This is a genomic window from Phenylobacterium sp. LjRoot219 (assembly GCF_964252995.1).
GTDB lineage: Bacteria > Pseudomonadota > Alphaproteobacteria > Caulobacterales > Caulobacteraceae > Phenylobacterium.
Genome location: NZ_CAXUQI020000002.1, coordinates 1,070,581 through 1,092,019 on the forward strand (window position 1 = coordinate 1,070,581; position 21,439 = coordinate 1,092,019).

Consider the following 21,439-nt stretch of genomic DNA (forward strand, 5'->3'; position numbering starts at 1 on the left):
CCCGGCCGGGCCGAAACCCTTCGGGGTGGGCTCGGCCGGCCATAGCGGCGACCCTGTTTGTCCCGCCTGACTGGCCTCAAGTCAGGCGGGACAGGGTCTAGCGCGCGTGCAGGCCGGGATTGTGCGACTCCAACCGCAGCCGCAGCGCGTTCTGGAAGTAGGCGACGTTGGTGAACTGGCCGACCAGCACCGGCAGTTCGAAGAGCTGCTGCTCGTCCAGCCGCTGGGCCAGAACCGCCCAGGTCGCATCGCTGATCATCGCGTCGGCGCACAGCTCCTCGGCGGCGCGGAGCAGGGCGGCTTCATGGTCGTCCCAGCCGGGCGCTGCGGAGCCGGCGGTCACCCGCTCGATCTCCTCGCTGGTGATCCCCGCGGCCTTCGCCAGCTTGACGTGCTCGCCCCACTCGTAGGGCGCCTGCCACAGCCACGCGACCCGCAGCACCACCAGTTCGCGGTCGCGCGCCGACAGTCGGCCGCGGCCCAGCAGTTGGATCGAGAGCCCGGCGATGGCCTGGTAGAGGTCGGGGTGCTTGAGCAGGGTGAAGACCAGCTCGGGAATGTCGGCGACCGAGAGGTTGTCGGCGCTGCGCGACGCCGCCTTGCGCAGGTTCGCGGTGTTCTCAAGCGCCAGGTCGAACGCCTCGTCCGGCTTCAGCGGCGCGATCCGCGGCGGCGCCCCGAGGATCTGCGCCTCGCGCGCCTGGGCGTCCCGGACGCCTCCGGCGCGCGTCGGGCCGGTCTGATGTGTGTCGGTCATCGCCTGCCTCGCCGCCGCGCCGTTGTTGTTTGTCATTTTGTTAGCAGACCGGAGCGCTGTCAATCGACGCCGCGGCCCGGCGAGCCTATCAAGGGGGCTCACGGCGCCCGCGTGAGGCCCGGCAAGGTGAGGAAAACGATGCCGTTCGAAGGCCCCCTGGAGCATCGGCAGCTGATCCGCGAGCGGTTCGGCGCCTACAGCGACGCGGTGTTCCGCGGCGACGTGGCCGGCTATCTGGACTGCTGGGCGGAGGACGGCGTCCGCGTGTGGGCCGGGCGCGAGGTGCAGGGCAAGGCCGCGCTGCGTGCACAGTGGGAGAAGATCTGGGAAGGCCTGGAGAAGATGGCCTTCTTCGCCGAGATCGGCGCGATCGAGGTGCGGGGCGAGCGGGCGACGGCGCGCTGCTATTGCCGCGAGATACTGGTCCTGAAGGGCGGGGCGGTGCGCAAGGTCGTCGGCGTCTACGACGACGAGCTGGTCCGCGACGGCGGCGTCTGGCTGTTCGCCCGGCGCACCTACCAGTTGTTCATGGACGAGGGCGCGATCGGCCCGGCCTGACATCGGGGCCCGCGCGGCCGGCCGGCTTGACCCCGGCGCGGCGGACCCGCACTTGTGCTGCCGATGACGACGATTTCCGAGATCACGCCGACCCGGCGGATGGGCCCGAACGGTTCGGCCACCTGGAACCTGCTGCTCGACGGCGCCGAAGCCATTCTGCGCGAGGAAGGCTATGCGGAGCTGACCTCGCGGCGGATCGCCAATCGCGTCGGGATCAAGCAGCAGCTCGTCTACTACTACTTCCGGACCATGGACGAGCTCATGGTCGAGGCCTTCCGACGGCTGTCCAAGCGCGAGCTCGAGCGGCTCGGGGCGGCGGTCAGCGCCGAGCGTCCGCTGCACGAGGTCTGGGGCATCTTCGTCAACACCAACGACGCCCGGCTGATCTCGGAGTTCATGGCGCTGGCCAACCGCAGCGAGGGCGTGCGCGCCGAGGTGATCGCTTTCATCGAGGCGTCCCGGCGGCTGCAGGTCGAAGCGCTGACCCAGGCGATCGCGCGCAAGTCGGGCAAGGCGGCGCCGGCCGTGCCGCCGCTCGCCGCCACCTTCCTGGCGACCAGCGTCGCGCTCGCCCTGACGCGCGAGGCCGCGCTCGGCGTCTCCATGGGCCATGCCGAAGTCGAAGCGCTGATCGAGCAGTTCATCACCGCCCTCGAGCCCTGATCCGCGAGTGGTCTGTCCGCCCCGCCGCCGCTGAGCTCAGGGCAGCAGGAACTCGGTCAGCGTCCGCAGGAATTCAGCGGGTCGTTCGACGTTCAGCATGTGGACGCCCGGTAGGATGCGAAGAGCAGCGTCGGGGATGGTCGCGGCGATGGCCTCGCTGTGGCTGGCCAGGGTGACGGTGTCGTCGCGGCCTCCGATCACCAGCGTCGGCTTGTCGATCAGGGCGATGGTCCGGCGCAGATCGGTGTCCCGCACGACGGCGAAGCAGCCTGCCAGGCCGGCCGGCGGCGTGCCCAGGATCATGGCCCGGAAGTCCTCGACGACTGCAGGCTGGGTCTCGAACATGGCGGGCGGGAACCAGTTGCCGAGGAACATCTGCGCGGTGGCCGACATGTCGTCCGCCGCCAGCGTATTGCGGATCAGCTCGTCCCATTGCGGCGCCGGTCCGAGGTAGGCGGAGGTGTTGGCCAGGGCGAGGCGGTCGAGGCGCTCCGGCGCACGGATCCCCAGCCACTGGCCGACGAGCCCGCCCAGCGACAGGCCGCAGAAGTGCACGCGCTCGAGGCCCAGGCCGTCCAGCAGCTCCACGACGTCGCGGCCGAGGCGGTCGAGGGAGTAGGCCTCGGCCGGCGCGTCGGAGCCGCCGTGGCCGCGGGTGTCGTAGCGCAGCAAGCGGAAGTGCTCGCTCAGCGGCGCCACCTGCCGATCCCACATGTGCAGGTCGGTGGCGATGGAGTTCGACAGCACCAGCACGGGGAGGTCGGGCCGGCCGTCGAGCCGGTAGGCGATGCGGGCGCCGTCGCCGGCGGTGAAATGGGAGATCTCGCTCATCTGACTGCGCTCTTCTGGTCTCACGCTCCGCCGGGCGGCGGCGGCAAGGACGAAGCTAGACGCCGGGATCAGCCAAATATATTACAGATCTTGCATGGTCATTGTAGTCAGGGAGGACAATGTCGGGTTTCACCCTGCATGATCTTCGTTGTTTCGACGCCGTCGTGCGCGAGGGCGGCTTTCAGGCGGCGGCGACGGCCCTCCATCGCTCCCACCCGGCGGTGTTCGCGGCGGTGGCGCGGCTGGAGGGGCGGTTGGGCCTCAGCTTGCTGGACCGCAGCGGCTACCGCGTCGGGCTGACGGGCGCTGGCCGCGCCTTTCACGATCAGGCCCGGCGAGCGCTGGGCGAACTGGACCATCTCGAAGCGTTCGCCGAGCAACTGGCGACCGGCGAGGAGCCGATTCTGCGGGTCGTCGTCGGCGACCTCTGCCCGCCGCCCTTGCTCGCGCGGCTCAGCAACTTCTTCCGCCTCCAGGCCGCCGCGACACGTCTTCACCTCAGCTATGAAACTGTCGGCGGGCCGCTGGAACGCTTGCTCGACGGCGAGGCGGATCTGATCCTGCATCGGGTCGAGACGGCGGAGCCGCGGCTGGAACTCGTGACGCTCTGCGAGGTCGCGCTGGTTCCCGTCGCCGCGCCAGGGCTCCTGACGGTCCCGCCCGCCGACCTCGGCCCGAACACCTTGCGGCCCTACACCCAGTGCGTCATCCGCGACACCGCGCGACGGCCGCGGGCGGAGAGCCATTTCCTGATCGAGGGCGCCCATCAGTGCTCGGCGCCGGATCATCTGATCAAGCGAGAACTCATCCTTCAGGGGCTGGCCTGGGGCCACCTCCCGGACTTCCTGATCGAGGCCGATCTGCGCGACGGACGGCTGCAGTCGCTCGCCGGTCCGCGCCTGCCCGGGCGCGTCGAGGCGGTGGCGGCCGCGCGCCTGGGCGAGCGGCCGCACGGGCCCGTCGCCGAACGGCTCTGGGTCTGGTTGCAGGACCCGTCCGGGGCCTGAATCCAGACGACAGCTCCGGGCCGGCTCCGAAGTCCGTCACTGCTGGTAATACTTCTTGTGGCCCAGGTAGTGGGCGGTCGGGTCGCCGGGGTGGAGGCTGGCCTGCTGCCGCAGGTCGACGCGGGTCAGCGCCACGCCGGCCAGGGTCGCGCCGGCCGCGGCGAGCAGCTGCACGGTGGTCTGCGCCAGCGCCCGCGGCGTGCGACGCCAGCGCACCAGCAGCAGGACCGCGTCGGCCTGGCGGGCCACGGTGCGGGTCTCGGTGACCAGGATCACCGGCGCGGTGTCGAGGATGACCAGGTCGAAGCGGCGCCGCAGATCGCCGAGCAACTCGCGCATTGCGCGGGAGTCGAGCAGGTCTTCCGGCGTGAAGTGGGCGTCCGCCAGCGGCAGGATCATCGCCCCGCTCGCGACATCCGGCGTCAGCGCCTCGTCGAGCGTGGCCGTGCCCCGCAGCACTTCGACCAGGCCTACGGCCGGCGGGGCGTCGAGCCAGTGGTTGACGGTCTGCCGGCGCAGGTCGCAGTCGACCACCACGGTGTGCACGCCGGCGAGCGCGGCGCTGCGGGCGAGGCCGAGCGAGGTGGTGGTCTTGCCCTCGTCCTCCACCGACGAGGTCACCGCCAGCACCTTCACCTTCGAGCCCAGGCGCGAGAACTCGATGCCCGCCCGCAGGCTGCGGAAGGTCTCGGCAAAGCCCGAAAGCGGCTTGTCGACCAGGTAGTCGATCGGCCGCTCGCGCAACGGATCGTCGGCCGCGGCGATGGAATCCAGGTTCGGGATCGAGCCGAGATAGGGGATGTTGAGCTCGCGCTCGACGCTCACGGCGTCGATCAGCCCCTTTTCGGAGATCTCCTTGACCAAGGCCGCGGTCACCGCCGCGGCCAGGCCGAGGACCGCGCCCAGCGCCAGGTTCAGCGACTTCATCGGGGAGCTCGGCATGGCCGGCGTTCGCGCCGGCGAGACGACGTGGGCGTTGGTCCGCACGAGGCCGGCCTCGGCGCTCAGCTCCTTGTACTTGCCAAGGAAGCTTTCGTAGAGGATGCGCTCGGCGTCCGCGTCGCGCTTCAGCTCGTTGAGCCGGACGAGCGAACGATTGCTGTCAGCCAGCCCTTGACGGGATTCCGCCACGCTCTGGCCGAGCGACGCGTGGCGCTCGCGGGCGACGTTCGCCTGGGCCTGCAGGTTGGAGATGATCCGCTTGATCTCGGCCCTGATCTGCTCGTCGAGATCGTCGAGCTCGCTTTTGACCTTCACGAGGTCGGGGTGGCGCGGGCCGTAGCGGCTCGTCATGTTCGCCAGCCGCTGGCTGACGGCGGCGCGCTGCTCGCGCAGGTCGCGGATGACCGGCGAGGTCAGGGTTTCGCCGACATCGTCTCCCAGGCTGCCGTTCTTGAGCTGGCTCATGGCGGTGCTGAGCCGCGCCTGGGCCTCGGCCTGCTGGGCGCGGGTCAGCGCCGCCTGCTGGTTGAGGCTCGAGATCTCCTGCTCGGTGAGGGTCGCGCCCTGGGCGCTCAGCAGGTTGTTCTGGATCCGGTAGGCCTGCAGGGCGGTCTCGGCGGTCACCACCCGATGGCGAATTTCGCCGATGCGGCCGTAGAGCCAGGCGCTGGCGTCCCGCGAGGCCTCCAGCTTCGCCTCCCGCTGCAGCCGCAGATAGTTGGCGGCGAAGGCGTCGGCGATGCGCGCGGCCTTCCTGGGGTCGCGGCTGACGAAGCTGAGGCGGATGATGTAGCTGGCGCCGACGCGGCCCACCTTCAGGTGGCTGCGCACCGCATTCACGATCGGATTGCGCCGCTCGGCCTCCGACGTCCCGCCCGCCGCCTCGCCGAGCGAGGACAGGAAGCCCCGCAGGCGGTCGAGCGGGCCCGGCGGTCGCAGGGCGCTGTTGAATTCTGGATCAAGGTCGAGCCTGAGTTGGCGGACGACCGTTTCTGCCACCGCCGGCGAGCGCAGGACCTCGACTTCGGTCTCGACGGTGCTGGCGTCGAGCGCCTCCTGGCTGGTTTCGCCCGGGTTCTCTCCGCGGGCGAGCAGCCACCCGCCGGGCTTGTCGATCATCAGCTCGACGTTCGCCGAGTAGACCGGCGTCATCATCATCGTCACGGCCGCCGCCGCGGCGACCACCGCCAGGAAGATGATGGCCATCAGCCGGAAATGCCGGCGGGCGACCCTCATGACGCGGGGCAGATCGAGGATCTGCTCCGGCGATGCGACGGCGCGCGTGGCGTTCGGAACCAAGTACATGCCTGATCTCCGCAGGTGGCGTTGGCGCCAGTCGGCGCTCAGGTCGCGGGATCGGCCAAGCGGCGGGGCAGCGCCGCCGACGGCTTGAGGCCGGTTGTTGGATTCAGGGCGCTGGCTTGCGCTCCATGCTGCGTCCTCGGCATCTGCCGGATCAGGCGGGCCGCGGGCCGCGGGCCGCACCGGCTCGGCCGTCAGTTCCGGAAGTAGCCGTGCCAACCGCGGCCGCGCCGCCGTTGCAGCGTTTGCTTGACCGGGTCGATGAGCAGGAAGGCGATCATCGCCAGGCTGGCCGTCAGCACCAGGACCATCATCGGAGGACACCTGCGTCTGCTCTCGACGCTCGGTGGAGATCACCAGCGTCGCGCACTCTTTAGGCCGCGACCTGCTGGCCTTGGCCACCGCCTGGATGGCGCGTGCATGGGGCCTCGGCGTGAAAAGCCCGGATGTCGGCATAGCCGCCGGTCGCTGCCCGATCCGGAGCGTCTCGCCCCCTGGAAATCGCCGCGCGGCCGGGCCGGCGTTGCGCCGGATCGCCGCGCGGAGCCTCGTCGCAGCATCTCCCGCTTGCCAACGGAGGGGCAGCATGAGGATCGGCGTGGTGATCGCGACGATCGGCCGGGCGCCTGAAGCCGCATTGCTGCTCGCACGGCTGCGGCGGCAGTCCCTGCCGCCGGCGCGGATCGTCCTTTCGGTCGAGAAGCCCACGGATCTCCCGCCGCTCGCGGCGGCCGCGGACGACGACGTCGAGGCGGTGTTCGGGCCGCGCGGGCTCTGCGCCCAGCGCAACCGCGGCATGGCCTGCCTCGACGGCGACTGCGACGTGGTCGTCTTCTACGACGACGATTTCCTGCCGAGCCTGCGCAGCCTCGAGGGGCTGGGCGCGCTGTTCGCGGCGCACGACGACGTGGCCGGCGCGACCGGCCTGGTGCTGGCCGACGGCGTCTGCCAAGGCGGCATCGCCGCTGCGGCGGGCGAGGCGATCGTCGAGGCCTATGACCGCGCGCCGCCCGAGCCGCCCGCGATCCTCGCCGACCTGCGCACCGCCTACGGCTGCAACATGGCGTTCCGCCGCCGGGCCCTCGACGGGCTGTGCTTCGACGAGCGCCTGCCGCTCTACGGCTGGCAGGAGGACGTGGACTTCGCCGGCCAGGTCGCGCAGCGCGGCCGGGTGGTGAAGACCAACGCCTTCGCCGGCGTGCACCTCGGCGTCGCCAAGAGCCGCACGCCCGGCGCCCGGCTGGGCTTCTCGCAGATGGTCAATCCGGTCTACCTCGTCCGCAAGGGGACCATGCGGCCGGCCCATGCGGCGCGGATCATGGGCGGCAACTTCATCGCCAACCACCTGAAGGCGCTGACGCCGGAGCCGCACATCGATCGCCGCGGCCGACTGGCCGGAAACTGGGCGGGGATCCTGCATCTGGCGAGCGGCCGGCTCGAGCCCGAGCGCATTGCGGAGATCCGCGCGTGAGGCGGGTCATCAACGGCCGCTTTCTCGGCGCGCCGCAGACTGGGGTGCAGCGGGTCGCCTCGAACCTCATCCTGGGCCTCGACCGTCTCCTCGCCGAGCAGCGGGGCGCGGCCGGCGAATGGGTGCTGCAGGCTCCGCGCGGGACCCACCGGCGGCTACCGCTGCGCGCGATGCGGTTCCAGGGCGACAGTCTGCTCAAGGGCCAGGCCTGGGAACAGCTCGAGCTGCCGCTGTCGGCGGACCGGGCCGGGCTGATCAACCTTTGCAATATCGGCCCGCTGATGGCGCCCAGCGCGCTGACCTTGATCCACGACGCCCAGGTCTATCTCTCGCCGCAGTCCTACTCGCCGGCCTTCGCCCACTGGTATCGGCTGGCCCTGCCGCGCCTCGCGGCGAGTTCGCGCTGCGTGGTCACGGTCTCCGAGTTCTCGAAGGCCATGCTGGCGCGGTTCGGGGTTGCGCCGTTGGAGCGCATCCAGGTCGTCCCCAACGGCGCGGACCACATGCTCGAGGTCGCCGCCGAACCCGGGGCGCTCGCCCGCCTGGGTCTGCCGCCCGGGGCGGCTTACGTGTTCGCCTTCGGCAGCCTGCAGCCGCACAAGAATCTCGGCGTGCTGCTGCGCGCCTTCGCCCGGCCGCAACTGCGGGGCCTGCGGCTTGTCGTCAGCGGCGGCCTCGACTCCGCCGCCGTCGAGCAGGCGTTCGAGATCGCGCCGAGCCGCAACGTGCTGTTCGCCGGCCGGCTCACTGACGGCGAGATCCGCGCGCTGCTGGAAGCCGCCGTCTGCCTGGCCTGTCCGTCGACCACCGAGGGGTTCGGCCTGCCGCCGCTGGAGGCGATGATCCTCGGCTGCCCGGCGGTCGTCGCGCCGGCGGGCGCCATGCCGGAGGTCTGCGGCGCGGCGGCCAGCTATGCGCCGCCGGACGACGCCGCCGCGTGGGCCGCGGCGATCGGCGCGCTCGCCGGCGACGCTAGCGGTCGAGCGGGCCGCAGCCGGCGCGTCCGGGCGCATGCGGCGCAATATTCCTGGCGGCGCAGCGCCGAGCGCCTGCATGACCTGGTCGTGGCGGCGGCGTGACCGCCATGGCCACGCCAGCCGAGCCGCTTGCGAACAGCGCGGGAGATCCGGCGGGCGCCTGCCCGCGGTTTCCTGAACTGTCCGACGACGCGGTGAGCCGGCTCGTGGGGGACATCAACCGCATGGGCGTCGCGATCGTGCCCGGCTACCTCAGTGCAGAGGATCTCCAGCAGGCGCAGCAGTTCGTCAGCGCGGCGGTTGAGCGAGCCGGTGGAGAGTACGTCGTCTTCAACGGCAAGGCGGCGGTAGCCGGCACGGTCTTTGCTGCGCTCGCCGACAGCTCGGCGTTCAACAGCCTCGTTCGACGGCTGTGGGAGGGCGCGAGCGGGCGTCCCGCGCCCAGGCAGCGGTTGCATCAGGTCCTGCGCTGCCTCGCCGGCGAAACCGGCCGGAAGCAGGCCTACATCTTCCACTACGACTCCTATGTGCTGAGCCTGCTGCTGCCGATCCTGATCCCCGAGCAGGGCCGGCGCGGGCATCTGGTCATCGCGCCGAACGTGCGGACCATCCGGCGCTGCTATTGGCTGAACCTGCTGGACAAGCTGCTCGTCGACAACAAGCTCACCCAGGCGGCGCTGCGGCGGTTGCTGGCGTGGGGTGGCGCCGGGTTTCAGCGCGTCGCGATGGTCCCGGGCAGCCTGTATCTCTTCTGGGGCTACCGTTCGCTGCATGCCAACGAGGCCTGCGACGCCGACAACATCCGTTCGACGGCGCTGTACCACTTCGGCGACCCGCACGCGGCCAGCACGCTGCGCCGCCGCCTGGGCCGGGTGATCGTCTAGCGCCCGCGCACGCCCCGCGGCGGGCAAGTGGTGGCGGCCTTAGCCCACATCTCGACTAACGACGGAGAACCGCGGGCGCGGGATCGGCGCGCGTTGGATCGGCGCCGTGCGGCGCGGGAGAGTGCGCTCCAGACAGGCAAGGGTCGTCTCGCATGCGCTTGAAGGTTCTATACGTCCTGCCGCCGACCAAGTCGTATGCTGGCGTAGAGCGGGTCGTCGACGAGATTTGCTCGGAGATCGCGGACAAGTACCAGAGCATCGATCTGGATGTACTGTTCACCTCAAGTTACGACGCGGCCCAGGCGTCTCCGCGGTACAACCGGATACAGGAGCGCGTCAGCGGCCGGCTGGACCTGCTGCGAACCGTGAGGCGGGTCGCCGCGCACAAGCCCTATGACCTGGTCGTCGCGCCGCAGGTGGAGGCGACGGTGCTGTTCTGGCTGGCGTGCCTGGGGCTGGGTCGCCGGTTCGTGCTCTACCTGCACGGCAATCCGCGCCGCGAACGGAGCCACTACAAGGCGAAGATCCTGTTCGCGCTGATGCGGCGCCTGGTGGTTCATCGGCTAGGCGGCGTATTCGGAACCTCGCCGAAGCAGCTGGCCAGCTTCCGGCGGATGTTTCCCAGCGCGGCGCCCCACTACTGGGTCCCCAACCCGGTGCGCCGGTTCGACCCCGACGGGCCTGATGCGCCGCCGTCGCCTGGCCTGATCCGTTTCGCCAAGGTCGGGCGGTTCTCCTATCAGAAGGGCCACGACCAGCTGCTGCGGGCGTTCTCGCGGCTCTACGAGCAGCGCAAGGACGTCCGGCTGGTGCTGGTCGGCTACGGCGTCGAGGAGCCGCGGTTGCGGGCCCAGATCGACGCGCTCGGCCTCGACGAGGTGGTCGAGATCGCGCACCACCCCTTCGATCCGGCGCCGACGCTGCGGGAGACTGACGTCTATGTCTCCGCCTCGCGCTGGGAGGGCTGGTCGCTGGCCATCTGCGAGGCGCTGCGTTTCGGGCTGCCGGTGGTGGCCACCGACTGTGAGTTCGGACCCAGCGACATCCTGGCCGACCGGCGGCTTGGCCGGCTGACGCCGCCCGGCGACGAGGCCGCCCTGGCCGAGGCCATGTTGTACTACTGCGACAACCTCGAGGCCGAGCGCGCGAGCGCGCCGTTCCGCCAGGCTTACGTCGCGCGCTTCGACGTCGAGCGGGTGGTTCACGTCCATGCGGAAGCCCTGACCGCCATCGTCGGCGCGGTGCGCGCGCCGCGGTCGGCGGCGTCGCCGGCGTCGGCGAGCCGGCCGCAGGAGGCCTAGATGGGCGAGCCGCGTCCCCTGCTGAGCGTCGTCATCCCGTGCTTCAACTACGAGCACTACGTCGCCGAGGCGATCGAGAGCGTGCTCTCCCAGGCAGGACCGGACGTCGAGGTGATCGTGGTCGACGACGGCTCCACCGACGGATCGTGGCGCGTGATCCAGCAGTACGCAGCCCGCGTCGCCGCGCTGCGGATCGAGAACTCCGGAAGCCGCCGGGCCAGCCTGGCGGGCTTCGCCAGGTCGACCGGCCGCTTCATCTACTTCCTGGATGCGGACGACATGCTCTGCCCGGGGGCCCTGGCGCTCATCCGCCCGCACCTGCTGCCGGACGTGTCGAAGATCCAGTTCATGCTGCGGCCCGTCGACCATCAGGGGAACCCGATCGGCGAGCCGTTTCCGAGCCTCGAGGCCGGCGTGGATTCCGCGGCGCTGATCGCGGCCATCCGGCTGCGAGGGTGCTATCCGACGCCGCCGACCTCGGGGAACGTCTACCGGCGCGACGTCTACGAGGACGTCGGCGATCCGACCTACGATCGCGCGATCGACGGCGTCGCCTACCTGCTCGCGCCCTTCGTCGGTCGGGTGGTCTCCATCGACCGGCCGCTCGGCGCGTACAGGATCCACGGCGCCAATCTCTCGGCCTTCGCCGTCGCCTCCCCGGAGAAGATGGACTTCTACTACCGATCGTTCGTGAACCGCCTGAGCCATCTCGCGGAACTGCTGGCCGAGAAGGGCGTCGGCTTCCAGGCCAGGGGCGCCTACGCCCATTCGGACGAACTGCAGCTCATGCGCAGCGTGACCGCCGGCCAGCGGCCGGGCTGGGCGCTGACCTGGTCCTATCTGACCTGCGTGATGCGCGAGCGCTCGGGCCTCAGGCGAGGCGTCCAGATCGTCTTCGCGCTGGCGCTGTTCGGGCTGCCCGTGCGGCTGTCGTCGCAGCTGATCAGGGCGCGGACCAACCCCTCCGGGGCCGGGCGGTGGCGCGCCGGGCTGAAGGCCCTGGCGACGTCGGCCAGGCGTCGGCTGCAATCCAACCAGGGCGCCGCTCAGCGCTCGCCGGGCTAGCAGACCTCATGCGCATCCTGCACGTCGTCAATCACACGCGCCGGCAGAACGGCAACGTCCATGCGGCGGTCGATCTCGCCTGCGCCCAGAGCGAGCTCGGCCACGAGGTGACCCTCTGCAGCGGCGGCGGGGACTTCGAGCCGCTGCTGCGGGCGAACCGGGTCGCGGTCGAGACGCTTCCCGACCTGCTGGCGAAGGGGCGGCTGCTGCAGGCCTGCCGGGCGCTCCGCGCGCTGGCTGCGGCCAGGGACGCGGACATCGTGCACGCGCACATGATGCGGAGCGCCGGGCTCGCCTGGGCCGCCACCCGCTTCAGCCACGCCCGTCTGGTGACGACCGTGCACAACGCCTTCGAGAAGTCGGCGATCCTGATGGGCGTCGGCGACCGGGTCGTCGCAGTGAGCGAGGCGGTGGGCGTCGGCATGCGTCGGCGGGGGATTCCGGCCGGCCGGTTGCGGGTCGTGTTGAACGGCACCCTCGGCAACGCCCGTCACCGCCATGAGCCGCCGCCCAAGCCGCTGACGCTCGAGTATCCTGCGGTGCTGTCCGTGGGCGGCCTGCACCCGCGCAAGGGCGTGCTGGACCTGTTGGCCGGGTTTTCGCAGGCGCGCCGGGCGCGGCCGGAGCTTCATCTCTACCTGGTCGGCGGCGGGCCCTGCGCCGCCGAATACCGCGCCGCCGTGGCGGCGGCCGACGCCGGCCATGTGCATTTCTGCGGGTCGCACGCGGATCCGCGGCCGTACATGCTCGGCGCCGACGTCTTCGTGCTGGCCTCGCACGCCGACCCCGCGCCGCTGGTCATTCCCGAGGCGCGCGAGGCTGGGCTGGCGATCATCGCCACGCGCGTCGACGGCGTTCCGGAGCTGCTCGAAGGCGGCGCGGCCGGCGTGCTGGTGGCGCCGCAGGCCCCCGCCGAGATCGCCGCGGCGCTGCTGGCCGTCCTGGCCGACGCCCGGTCGCTGGCGGATCATCGCGCGCGCAGCCAGATCAACCTTCGGCGGCTGTCGGTCCAACGGGTCGCCGCCGAGACGCTCGCGGTCTACGACGAGGTGCTCCGGCCGCGCGCCCGGCGCGCGAGGCCGTCCCCGATCGGCCGCGAGACGGTGCGGAACGGCCAAGCCCCGACGTGAACGTCCCCGACCTGAACGCCGGCCGCTAGGGCCGGGCGCCCAGCGCCGCTTCGGCCTTCAGCGTGGTATCCCGGGCGGTCGGCTGGTAGTCGAACAGGCCCTGGCGCCCGAGCGTCTCGATCCCGAGCTCCTTCAATCGGGCCACCGTGGCGTCGACCTTGTCGTAGGCGTTGCCGGTGTAGATCGGATAGGCGTGCGGCAGGGTGTGGCTGCCTTCGAGCCGAAGATCCCCGTGGAACAGCCCGTTCGCCGCCGCATGGGCGCGGAAGTCCTGCTCCGCCGCCGCCACGGATCCATCGACGTTGTGGGCGTTGACCTCGGCGGCGAAGAACTCCCGGCCGCCGCTGCGGCCGTAGAAGTCCGAATAGACCGTCAGCCGCTTCCAGGCGCCCTGGTTGGAGAAGTTGTACAGCACCGATTGGTCGAAGCCGCGCCGGCCCGAGAAGCTGAAGAACAGGCTCATCAAGGTGACGGTCTGCAGACCCGGGTCGGCCTCGAGCCCGCAGAGCCGCTGCAGCATCTCGAGCGGAATGGTGGAGAGCAGGCGGGGCGCTGTATGCTGCGCTGTCGCCGTCTCGACGACGAATGTCGCGCCGTCCCGCCGCACGCTGCGGATGTCCGCGCCCAAGCGGAACTTCACCCCGCGGGCCTCGAGCCGCTCGGCGGCCGGCCGGTAGAGCTCGGAAAAGCCGCTTCGTGGCCGCGCGAGCTGGGTGTTGGTGCGCCCCTTCGGCTTGCCGATCCGCCGGATGTGCGTCCGCAGACGCCCATGCTCCTTGATCCACAGCATCCGTTTCTCGGCGAACCTGAGGTCGATCTGGCTCGGCGCGACGCCGTAGAAGCGCTCCATGTAGCGCGCCAGTCCTGAGCGATGCAGCAGATGCGCCCCGGCCCAGTACTGGGCGAAGTCCCAGGCGCTGGCGAGCTTGCGGCGGCCGACCCGCGCCCAGGCCACGGAGGCCAGGATCCGGCACCACTCGATGGGGCCGGCGTCGATGAGATCGGTTTTGAAGGAGATGGGATAGCGCGTCACCACGCCCTGCGGATTGAGCCGCCCCCAGCTCGGGTTGATCGGCACGTACTGCGGCAGGAGCTCGGGGAAGTGCCGGAGCAGCGGCGAGTCGTCCTGGAAGATGAAGCTGCCGACGTCGAAGGTGTAGGGGCCTATGGCCCGGTCGATGTGGTTGCCGCCGATGTGCTCGTAGTCGTCGAGGACCAGCAGGCGCTTGCAGCCCTGTTGCAGCAGCACGGAACTCGCCACGAGCCCGCTGATCCCGGCGCCGAGAATGATGGCGTCGTAGGCCGTGGAGGGCTCGGCGCGGACCGCGGCTGGTTTTGCCGGACGGTCCCGCACGCCGGCCGATGTGCGCTTCGTGGTCATGGCTGCCGCCCAGCATGCTGCCGAGGATGAGGCCGCGCCTTGCGGGCGGTCGTCGACACGACAGAGCTTCGCGCCGGGGCCGGCAAGCGGCCGGCGCCCGGCCGATGCGCTCAGCCGTGTTCGGCCGCTCCGGGGGCTAAGCCGCCGCCGGGATGCTCGTGATCGGGCATCCCGGCGCCAGCGCCGCTCCGGGACGTCGCAGCCCGCTGGCGCAGCGCGCGAGCGCCGTCGATCGTGCCCGCTGAGGACGCCGTGGTCCGGCGCGGACAATCCGCCGCCGACGCCGCCGGCGATCGTGTTGGCGCGGCGAGGTCCTGACCTTGACCTATCCTGGCGTGCTCTTCTGGCTTCTGGCGCTGGCGACCGTCTTCGCGCGCGGCCCGGTCTTCTATTACGTCTTCTTCGCCGCCTGGTCGTTCGGCACCCTGGCGGTCGTGCCGCCCGGCGTGGCGATCGGCAATCTGACGCCGCCGTGGATCGCCGCCTGCCTGCTGACCGGCCGCGTGATCCTCCAGCTCGGCCTGCGACCGTACCTGCAGGCGCTGGCCGATCCCCGGCGGTTCGGCTTCCTCAGCTTGTGCACGCTCTATGCGGCCGCCTCGGCCTACTTCCTGCCGCGCCTGTTCGAGGGCCGGGTGAACGTCATCACCATGCGGCCGAGCGATTTCCGCGGCGCGGTGCCGCTCCGCCCGGACACCGCCAACCTGACCCAGGGCCTCTACTTCGTCATCACCACCCTGGCCGTCGTCAGCGTCTACCTGATCTGCCAGGACCCGGCGCGGCGGCGGCAGTTCCTCCAGGCCTTCGGCTTCGGCGCGGCGGTCGCCGTCCTGACCGGCGTGCTCGATCTCGCCACCAGCGCGGTGGGGGCGGGCGGCCTGCTGACGCCGTTCCGCAACGCCCAGTACGCGCTGCTGCTCGAGAACCATACGGCCGGCATGCACCGGGTGGTCGGATTGATGAGCGAGGCCTCCTCCTACGCCGGCCTCACGGCGCCCTTTCTGGCGCTGATGGCGCTCACCCCGCCCCGGGAGTCGGTCTGGGGCCCCTGGCGTCTGCCGTTGTGCGCGATGCTGCTGGCGATGAGCTATCTGTCGACGTCGTCGAGCGGCTACGTCGCGCTGGCGGGGCTCGGCCTGACGCTGGCGTGCAGCCTGGCGCTGGGCGGTCTGGTCGAGCGCCGCGCCTCGGCCTGGTGGGGGGCTTATGGGGCGCTGATCGCCCTGGCGGCGGCGTCGCTGGTGCTGATGTTCCATCCGACCGTGTTCGAGCCGCTGTGGCGGGTCATCGACGAGGTCGTCCTGCAGAAGACCAGTTCGCGGTCCTACGTCGAGCGCTCCAGCTGGAACCGGGTGTCCTACCAGGCCTTTCTCGGCACCGATTTCCTGGGCGTCGGCATCGGCGGGGCGCGGGCGTCCAGCTGGATCTACTCGGTGCTCAGCAACATCGGCCTGCCGGGCGCGCTCAGCCTCGGCGTCTTCATGGCGCAGATCGCGCTGGCGCGGGCGCCGGACCCGGCGGACCGAGGGCTGGCCAGGTCCGCCAAGCTCGCCCTCTTGCCCTACCTGCTGATGGTCTCGCTGGTCAGCACCTCGACGGGGTTCGGACTGGGCGGGGCGGTGCTGTTCGGGCTGGCCGGCGCGCTCTGCTGGCCGTTCGCCGGCAGGGCGGCCGCGCAGGACCGGCTCGACCCGGTCCCCGTAGCCGCCGTTGGCTAGCGCGCGGGCGTTTCGGCCGGGCGCGGCCGTGCGGCGCGCAGCTTGCGCGGCGCCGCCGCCAGCCAGGTCCTCAGCGGCCTGTCGAACAGGACCAGCGCCAGCCAGGCGACGACGATCGCCGTGCCTGCGGCGGCTGCCGCCAGGCCGAACTGAGCCGCGCCCCCTGGCGCGGCGCCTTTCGACAGCTGAGCGAAGGCCACGACGATCGGGTAGTGCATCGCATAGAGCGGGTAGGAGAGCTCGCCGAGGCCGCGGCAAAGGCGGTCCAGCGGCGGCGGCGCGCGGGCGATCAGGCCGAGCACCAGCAGGGCCGGGAAGCCGAGGGCGACCAGCGCTAGGTGCGCGGCGACATGCTGGCTGGCGAGCGGCGTCAGCAGGATCACGGCGAACCCGGCCAGGCAGGGCGCGGCGAGCGGCGGTCCAGGGCGCAGCCCGCGGGTCAGCCGGTACAGCGCCACGCCGAGCAGGAAGGGAAACAGCGCGCGCACGAAGGCCAGGCCGTAGTCACGCCAGTAGATGCCGAGGTTGAAGCCGCCGTTCAACGTCACCAGCGCCGCAAGCCCGATGAAGGCGACCACCAGGGCTGCGCCGAGCCGGCGATGGCTGAGGAAGCCCGCGGCGGCGGCGTAGGCGAAGTTGATCACCACTTCGACGGAGAGCGACCAGAACGGCATGTTGAGCGGGAAGGCGTAGGGGCGGAAGTGCTGCAGAGCCGCGGTCGGCGCGAGGACCAGGTTCGACGCCGCGGCCAGCGCCACCGATCCCCATCCCAGGTCCTGGTTCAGCACTTGTCGAAGTCCGAGCAGGCCCAGGCCCAGGGCCCCGCCGGCCAGGATCATCGGAAAGAGGCGGATGATCCGCTTCTGCGCAAAGGCCCAGAACGACCAGCCGGCCTGCAGCCGTCGCTCATAGGCGTGGCTGATCACCAGCCCGCTCAGCAGGAAGAAGAAGTCCACGCCGAGGTGAGCGTTCGGCGGCGCGTAGGGCAGGTCGAACAGCACGCAGGCGTGCAGGATCAGCACCGCCAGCGCCGCGACCCCGCGCATGCCGTCGAGCGTATCGAGGCGGCTGGTCATAGGGCGGTCTCCTGCGCCGGCTCCAGGCCGACGGCGCTCGCTTGCGGGCGGCAGGGGATGGGACTGGCCAGGGTCTGCGGCGGCGGCTGCGGGGCTTCGCACAGCCTCGCCAGCGCCAGGTCGTGGGCGCGCGCCATCCCGTGGCCGAAGCGGTATCCGGCGGCCAGCAGCCGGGTGTTCGGAAAGCGCATGCGCCAAAGCGGCCGGCGCAGGGTCAGCTGGCGAAACCGCGCCAGGTCGACCAGCCAGTCGCCGAGGCCCGGGGCCGGGAGGACCCGCCAGCGCCGGTCGCCACTCGCCGCATAGGCCCGGCGCATGAAGGCGGCGTAAGTGGCGTCGGGGATCGCGTCCTCGGCGAGGTTGTAGGTCTCGATCTCGCCGGGCGCCTCGCCGCTCCAGCCGCGTTCGAGCGCCCAGACGATCGCTGCGGAGACATCGCGGACGTAGACGTGATGGGCGTGGCGGTGCGCGTGCAGCGTCCGCTTGGCCAGGCTCCAGTCGCGGATGCCGATCAGTTGCGGCAGATCGACGACCACGCTCGGGCGCAGGACGACGCAAGGGAGGCGGCCGCCCGATTTTCGTAACGCGCGTTCGCCGGCCAGCTTCGTCCGGCCGTAGGCGCGCACGTAGTCCATCGCCAGGTATTCCGACGGGACGTCACGGTCGGTGGCGAGCACCGGCGCGTCCTCGTCCATCGCGCGCCGTCGCCCGGACCCGTAGACCGAGATCGAGCTGACGTAGCAGAACGCCCCGAGGCCGGCGCGCGCCGCCGCCTGGGCGAGCCAGCGGGTCGCCTCGACGTTGACCCGCCACATCAGCTGCTTCTTGCCGAGCTCCGCGGCCAGATGGGCGACGGCGTCGCAGCCGGAGACCAGCGCGTCGTAGTCCGCAGGCCCGGCCGTGGCGAAGTCGAAACGGCGCCATTCCAGCTCGCCGCCCCAGGGGCCGGCGGCCGGCGGCGACTTCGACGAGACCGCACAGACCCGGTAGCCGCGCTCGAGCAGGTCGGCGACCACCCACCGGCCGATCCGCCCGGTCGCTCCGGTCACCAGCACCCGCTGCGGGCGTGGGGCTGCGGGCTTCGCGCGGACGGCGATGGGTTGCTGGACGCTCCGGCGCTTCAGGCGGTCGGCCAGCCGGATGGCGAGGGCGACGATGGTCTGGGTCGGATTGCAGTGACCGACGGTCGGAAAGACTGAGCTGCCGGCGACGTAGAGGCCCTCGACCCCGTGCACCTGGCCGTTGGCGTCGACGACGCCGCAGGCTGGATCCTCGGACATCCGCGTGCCGCCTGATGGATGGGCGACGTCGACGAAGCTTGAAGGGAGCTCCGCGCCCTCGCGGGCCCAGTCGGCGAGCTTCACCGGCGGCAGTCCCAGCCGGGCGAACTCCGCCGCGACCAGCTCGGCCGTCCGCACCAGGGTCCGGGTCTCCAGCTCGTGGACGCGCCAGTCGACCCGCGGAAGCCGCACGCCGAACGGATTGCGGCGCTCCGAGAGCGTGATCCGGCTGTCGGGGTCGGGCAGCTGCTCGCACATGCAGACGAGCTCCAGCGCCTCGAGCTTGCGCGGCACCCCGTTGCGATGGACGAAGTAGTCGAAGGCGCCGCCCAGCACGAGGCCGGCGTTGCCGACGACCGCGATGGCGTCCTGCGGCCATTTCCCGGCGCCGCCGGCGATGCGCCGCATCGCCGCCCAGGGATCGTCCGGCGAGAGCGCCTCGCCGAGCCAGGCCGCGCAGTTGAGCAGCTGTTCGTCCCGCTGGACCTCCGGACTGAGCCGCAGGCCGGCGCGGAAGAAGTTGCGCCCGACGTTGTAGCGGCCGAAGCGCTTCTTCAGCCGGCCCGCCGGGTCCTCGGCGATCTCGCCGAGGACGCCGCGCAGGTGATCCATCAGGAAGCGGCCGACCAGGTCGCGATCGTTGCCGAGGCCGTTCGGCGTCACCGTGTCGGACGACAACAGGATGCGCACGTTCTCGATCCCGCCGGCGCAGAGCACCACATGGCTGGCGTGCAGCCGCCGCAGCCTTCCCTGGGGATCGGCGAAGAGCACGGCCTGAACGGCCCCCCCGGAGGCGGTTGGCTCGACCCGCAGGACGGTCGCGCCGGCGATCAGGGTGACGTTGTCGCCGAGCCGCTGCGCCAGGCCGCGGCCGAACCGCATGTACTCGTAGGGGTAGGATTCATCCGGGTCGCGGCTGAACTGCCAGAAGAAGGGCAGCAATACCGAGGGATCGGGGTCGTTCGCCGGCGGTGCGCGTCCGGCCAGGCGCCAGAACCGCTGGTCGCAATAGCCGTCCCCGACGCCCAGGCCGAGATGGGCGGCCGAGCGCGCCATGTAGGGCGCGAGCTCCGGGTAGGACAGCGGCCAGCCGGAATGCGGCGTCCATGGCCTTTGCGCGAAGTCGATCTCGTCGAACGGCGCGCAGCGGCCGCCCCAGGTGTGGGATGAGCCCCCGACGATCCGGTTGCGCACGGACCAGGCGCTGGCCGCCCGGGGCCGTCCGACGTTGTCGATCTCGTCGAGGGCATCGGCGGCCGCGGTCCGCGTGAAGCCGCCGCTTTCGAGCAGGGTGACGCGCAGGCGGGTTCCCGAGAGCTCGGCCGCCAAGGTGCTGCCCGCCGGGCCGGACCCGACGATGCAGACGTCGCACTCATCAGGCTCGGACGAGCCCAGGCTGCGGCTGTGGTGAAGGTCGACAACGCCCATCGCAATTGGCCCACGCCTGCGGCGGCAGGGTGTCCGCCCTGGGGAGTTGAGCGTCGGGAGGCGTAGGCGAGCTGTCCACGGCCGGCGGGGGCGGCGTCCCCGAAATGCGATCCGCATGTCGGGATCGCCGCAAAGGCGCTCCTCGGGCGGCCGGTTGTGCCCGGATCTCGACGATCCGGCGCGGGACGGCTCAGTTGCCGACTTCGCCGCGCGCCGGCGGCGCCAGCCGGCCGAGCCCGATGGCGTGCGGCCTGACGCCGAGGGCGAACAGCGCGCCGGCGTACACCGCCACGCCGAACGCCGCAGCGGCGCCGAGCTCCACCGGAGCCGGCAGCCCCCAGTGCGCGGTTTGCTGGCGGAACAGCAGGACCAGCACGGCCATGGCGGCGCAGGACAGGGCGACGCGCCAGAGGTTGGCCAGCTGCGAGAGGGCCGAAACGCCGAGCATGCTGCGGACCGTCAGCACGATCACGCCGAACATGCCCAGAGAGACCAGGCACCGGGCGGCGACCACGCCGGCCATGGCGAAGGCGTAGAAGCCGAGCGCCACCAGCAGGGCCTTGAAGGTGATCTCGACCAGGCTCAGGCGGAAGACGACCGTCGGCCGGTTCATCGCCAGCGCCACCGAGTAGAGCGGCTGGTAGGCGGCGCTGAGCAGGGTCGCGATCGCCAGCCAGCGCAGATAGAAGATCGTGTCGGTCCACTGCGGGCCGAGCATCACCCTGACGATCAGATCGGCGGTGATGCTGATCCCAAGGCCGGTCGGGACGGCGATCATCATGGTGACGTTGGCCGCCCGCAGATAGGCTCGCGCCAACCGCTCGCGATCGTCCTGGATGCGCGAAAAGGCCGCCATCACCGGGGCCATGGCCGGCCCGATCAGGCTCTGGGTGGGCAGGACGGCCAGGTCGCTGGCCATGGTGTAGCGGCCGAGCGCCGCCTTGCTGACGAAATAGCCCAGCACGCCGCGATCGACCTGCCAGCTGGCGGCGGCGACCAGCTGCGCGGAGCTGAACCAGCCCAGGAAGGCGCGGAAATCCGCGAAACGCGCGAAGGAGAGCGCCGGCCGGTAAGGGGCGATGACGTAGGACAGCGCGCTGGTGACCAGCGAGGCGACGGCGTTGTTGGCGACGATCGCCCAGTAACCGGCGCCGAGAAAGGCCAGCGACATCGCGGTCGCGGCGGCCAGGGTCCGGCCGGTCATCTCGGCGGCGAACGCCTGCCGGAAGCTGATCTGGCGGACATATTGCACCATCGCTGGGCTGTAGAGGCTGCGCGCGACCGGGCCGATCGCGAAGGCGCAGACCAACGGCGCGAGCCGCGGATCGCGGAAGGCCAGCGCGAAGGGCCAGGCCGCCGCGCAGAGGATCAGCGACAGCGCCGCGCCGCGGCACAGGCCGAGGGTGAAGGCGGTGTCCAGGTGGCGCTTGTCGATGACCTTGAGCCGGGTCAGCGCCTGCGACAGCGGGATCTCCAGGGCGGTGTCGAGGATGGCCATCAGGCTGGCGGCCAGCGCCGTCAGGCCGAAGTCCGCGGGGCTCAGGATGCGCGCCAGGATGATGACGGTGGCGAAGTCGATCAGCCGCCCGGTCAGCCGGGAGCTCATGAGCCAGCTCGCGCCGCGGACGGTCTTGGTGGCGAGCATCGCACCTCCTGATGTGGCTGGCG

At 71.4% G+C, this 21,439-nt stretch carries 17 protein-coding genes; 10 read left to right on the forward strand and 7 right to left on the reverse strand.

The window, feature by feature from the left end; translation table 11 throughout:
• Positions 1-97: 97 nt before the first annotated feature.
• A complete protein-coding gene (locus ACSQ14_RS22990) occupies positions 98-757 on the reverse strand; it encodes a carboxymuconolactone decarboxylase family protein (protein WP_436016890.1) in 660 nt (219 codons plus the stop codon).
• A 138-nt stretch (positions 758-895) separates the two neighbouring features.
• Here ACSQ14_RS22990 and ACSQ14_RS22995 point away from each other — a divergent pair, with 138 nt between their 5' ends.
• Together ACSQ14_RS22995 and ACSQ14_RS23000 are read left to right on the forward strand one after the other, a co-directional pair.
• Positions 896-1,315, forward strand: coding sequence for a nuclear transport factor 2 family protein (locus tag ACSQ14_RS22995; RefSeq protein ID WP_436016892.1), 420 nt, complete (start codon positions 896-898; stop codon positions 1,313-1,315).
• Positions 1,316-1,378: 63 nt separating this feature from the next.
• A complete protein-coding gene (locus ACSQ14_RS23000) occupies positions 1,379-1,978 on the forward strand; it encodes a TetR/AcrR family transcriptional regulator (RefSeq protein WP_436016894.1) in 600 nt (199 codons plus the stop codon).
• A gap of 36 nt (positions 1,979-2,014) precedes the next feature.
• On the opposite strand, the gene ACSQ14_RS23005 is transcribed toward ACSQ14_RS23000, so the two are convergent.
• Entirely contained in the window at positions 2,015-2,809 is a 795-nt protein-coding gene (locus tag ACSQ14_RS23005; protein ID WP_436016896.1) for an alpha/beta fold hydrolase, read from the reverse strand.
• A 119-nt stretch (positions 2,810-2,928) separates the two neighbouring features.
• On the opposite strand from ACSQ14_RS23005, the gene ACSQ14_RS23010 reads away from it, so the two are divergent.
• A complete protein-coding gene (locus ACSQ14_RS23010) occupies positions 2,929-3,816 on the forward strand; it encodes a LysR family transcriptional regulator (RefSeq protein WP_436016898.1) in 888 nt (295 codons plus the stop codon).
• A 36-nt stretch (positions 3,817-3,852) separates the two neighbouring features.
• Here the strand turns inward: ACSQ14_RS23010 and ACSQ14_RS23015 are convergent, their stop codons facing one another.
• Positions 3,853-6,063, reverse strand: a complete 2,211-nt coding sequence (locus ACSQ14_RS23015; RefSeq protein ID WP_436016900.1) for a GumC family protein — start codon at positions 6,061-6,063, stop codon at positions 3,853-3,855.
• Between the two features lie 583 nt (positions 6,064-6,646).
• On the opposite strand from ACSQ14_RS23015, the gene ACSQ14_RS23020 reads away from it, so the two are divergent.
• The 6 genes from ACSQ14_RS23020 to ACSQ14_RS23045 all read left to right on the forward strand — a co-directional run bounded on the left by ACSQ14_RS23020 (position 6,647) and on the right by ACSQ14_RS23045 (position 12,888).
• Complete coding sequence (locus tag ACSQ14_RS23020; protein WP_436016902.1) at positions 6,647-7,531, forward strand: glycosyltransferase family 2 protein; 885 nt, start codon at positions 6,647-6,649, stop codon at positions 7,529-7,531.
• Complete coding sequence (locus ACSQ14_RS23025) at positions 7,528-8,610, forward strand: glycosyltransferase family 4 protein (protein ID WP_436016904.1); 1,083 nt, start codon at positions 7,528-7,530, stop codon at positions 8,608-8,610. The genes ACSQ14_RS23020 and ACSQ14_RS23025 overlap by 4 nt, the downstream gene beginning before the upstream one ends.
• Positions 8,607-9,392 carry a hypothetical protein gene (locus ACSQ14_RS23030; RefSeq protein ID WP_436016905.1) on the forward strand — a complete coding sequence of 262 codons (786 nt, stop codon included), beginning with the start codon at positions 8,607-8,609 and terminating at the stop codon, positions 9,390-9,392. Before ACSQ14_RS23025 ends, ACSQ14_RS23030 begins: the two co-directional genes overlap by 4 nt.
• Before the next feature lie 152 nt (positions 9,393-9,544).
• Entirely contained in the window at positions 9,545-10,693 is a 1,149-nt protein-coding gene (locus ACSQ14_RS23035) for a glycosyltransferase (protein ID WP_436016907.1), read from the forward strand.
• Positions 10,694-11,758 (forward strand): glycosyltransferase family 2 protein, encoded by a 1,065-nt coding sequence (locus tag ACSQ14_RS23040; protein WP_436016909.1) that lies wholly within the window; start codon positions 10,694-10,696, stop codon positions 11,756-11,758. It abuts the gene before it with no gap.
• A gap of 8 nt (positions 11,759-11,766) precedes the next feature.
• Entirely contained in the window at positions 11,767-12,888 is a 1,122-nt protein-coding gene (locus tag ACSQ14_RS23045) for a glycosyltransferase family 4 protein (protein WP_436016911.1), read from the forward strand.
• Between the two features lie 25 nt (positions 12,889-12,913).
• Here ACSQ14_RS23045 and ACSQ14_RS23050 read toward each other — a convergent pair whose 3' ends face one another.
• A complete protein-coding gene (locus ACSQ14_RS23050; RefSeq protein WP_436016913.1) occupies positions 12,914-14,269 on the reverse strand; it encodes an NAD(P)-binding protein in 1,356 nt (451 codons plus the stop codon).
• Between the two features lie 320 nt (positions 14,270-14,589).
• On the opposite strand from ACSQ14_RS23050, the gene ACSQ14_RS23055 reads away from it, so the two are divergent.
• Positions 14,590-15,987: a hypothetical protein gene (locus ACSQ14_RS23055; RefSeq protein WP_436016915.1), complete on the forward strand. Its 1,398-nt coding sequence runs from the start codon at positions 14,590-14,592 to the stop codon at positions 15,985-15,987.
• On the opposite strand, the gene ACSQ14_RS23060 is transcribed toward ACSQ14_RS23055, so the two are convergent.
• From ACSQ14_RS23060 to ACSQ14_RS23070, 3 genes are all read right to left on the reverse strand, one after another.
• Positions 15,984-17,063 (reverse strand): acyltransferase family protein, encoded by a 1,080-nt coding sequence (locus ACSQ14_RS23060; RefSeq protein WP_436016917.1) that lies wholly within the window; start codon positions 17,061-17,063, stop codon positions 15,984-15,986. The two genes, ACSQ14_RS23055 and ACSQ14_RS23060, sit on opposite strands and share 4 nt — an antisense overlap.
• Entirely contained in the window at positions 17,060-19,771 is a 2,712-nt protein-coding gene (locus ACSQ14_RS23065; protein WP_436016919.1) for an FAD-dependent oxidoreductase, read from the reverse strand. The genes ACSQ14_RS23060 and ACSQ14_RS23065 overlap by 4 nt, the downstream gene beginning before the upstream one ends.
• A gap of 190 nt (positions 19,772-19,961) precedes the next feature.
• Positions 19,962-21,416 (reverse strand): lipopolysaccharide biosynthesis protein, encoded by a 1,455-nt coding sequence (locus ACSQ14_RS23070; RefSeq protein WP_436016921.1) that lies wholly within the window; start codon positions 21,414-21,416, stop codon positions 19,962-19,964.
• Positions 21,417-21,439 lie beyond the last annotated feature (23 nt).

Excerpts from the sequence above, each read along its gene's own strand:
- ACSQ14_RS23015 (WP_436016900.1), bottom strand. The coding sequence starts at position 6,063 with ATGTACTTGGTTCCGAACGCCACGCGCGCCGTCGCATCGCCGGAGCAG.
- ACSQ14_RS23035 (WP_436016907.1), top strand. The coding sequence starts at position 9,545 with ATGCGCTTGAAGGTTCTATACGTCCTGCCGCCGACCAAGTCGTATGCT.
- ACSQ14_RS23070 (WP_436016921.1), bottom strand. The coding sequence starts at position 21,416 with ATGCTCGCCACCAAGACCGTCCGCGGCGCGAGCTGGCTCATGAGCTCC.
- ACSQ14_RS22995 (WP_436016892.1), top strand. The coding sequence starts at position 896 with ATGCCGTTCGAAGGCCCCCTGGAGCATCGGCAGCTGATCCGCGAGCGG.
- ACSQ14_RS23040 (WP_436016909.1), top strand. The coding sequence starts at position 10,694 with ATGGGCGAGCCGCGTCCCCTGCTGAGCGTCGTCATCCCGTGCTTCAAC.
- ACSQ14_RS23005 (WP_436016896.1), bottom strand. The coding sequence starts at position 2,809 with ATGAGCGAGATCTCCCATTTCACCGCCGGCGACGGCGCCCGCATCGCC.
- ACSQ14_RS23065 (WP_436016919.1), bottom strand. The coding sequence starts at position 19,771 with ATGGGCGTTGTCGACCTTCACCACAGCCGCAGCCTGGGCTCGTCCGAG.
- ACSQ14_RS23000 (WP_436016894.1), top strand. The coding sequence starts at position 1,379 with ATGACGACGATTTCCGAGATCACGCCGACCCGGCGGATGGGCCCGAAC.
- ACSQ14_RS23045 (WP_436016911.1), top strand. The coding sequence starts at position 11,767 with ATGCGCATCCTGCACGTCGTCAATCACACGCGCCGGCAGAACGGCAAC.
- ACSQ14_RS23020 (WP_436016902.1), top strand. The coding sequence starts at position 6,647 with ATGAGGATCGGCGTGGTGATCGCGACGATCGGCCGGGCGCCTGAAGCC.
- ACSQ14_RS23010 (WP_436016898.1), top strand. The coding sequence starts at position 2,929 with ATGTCGGGTTTCACCCTGCATGATCTTCGTTGTTTCGACGCCGTCGTG.
- ACSQ14_RS23060 (WP_436016917.1), bottom strand. The coding sequence starts at position 17,063 with ATGACCAGCCGCCTCGATACGCTCGACGGCATGCGCGGGGTCGCGGCG.
- ACSQ14_RS22990 (WP_436016890.1), bottom strand. The coding sequence starts at position 757 with ATGACCGACACACATCAGACCGGCCCGACGCGCGCCGGAGGCGTCCGG.
- ACSQ14_RS23050 (WP_436016913.1), bottom strand. The coding sequence starts at position 14,269 with ATGACCACGAAGCGCACATCGGCCGGCGTGCGGGACCGTCCGGCAAAA.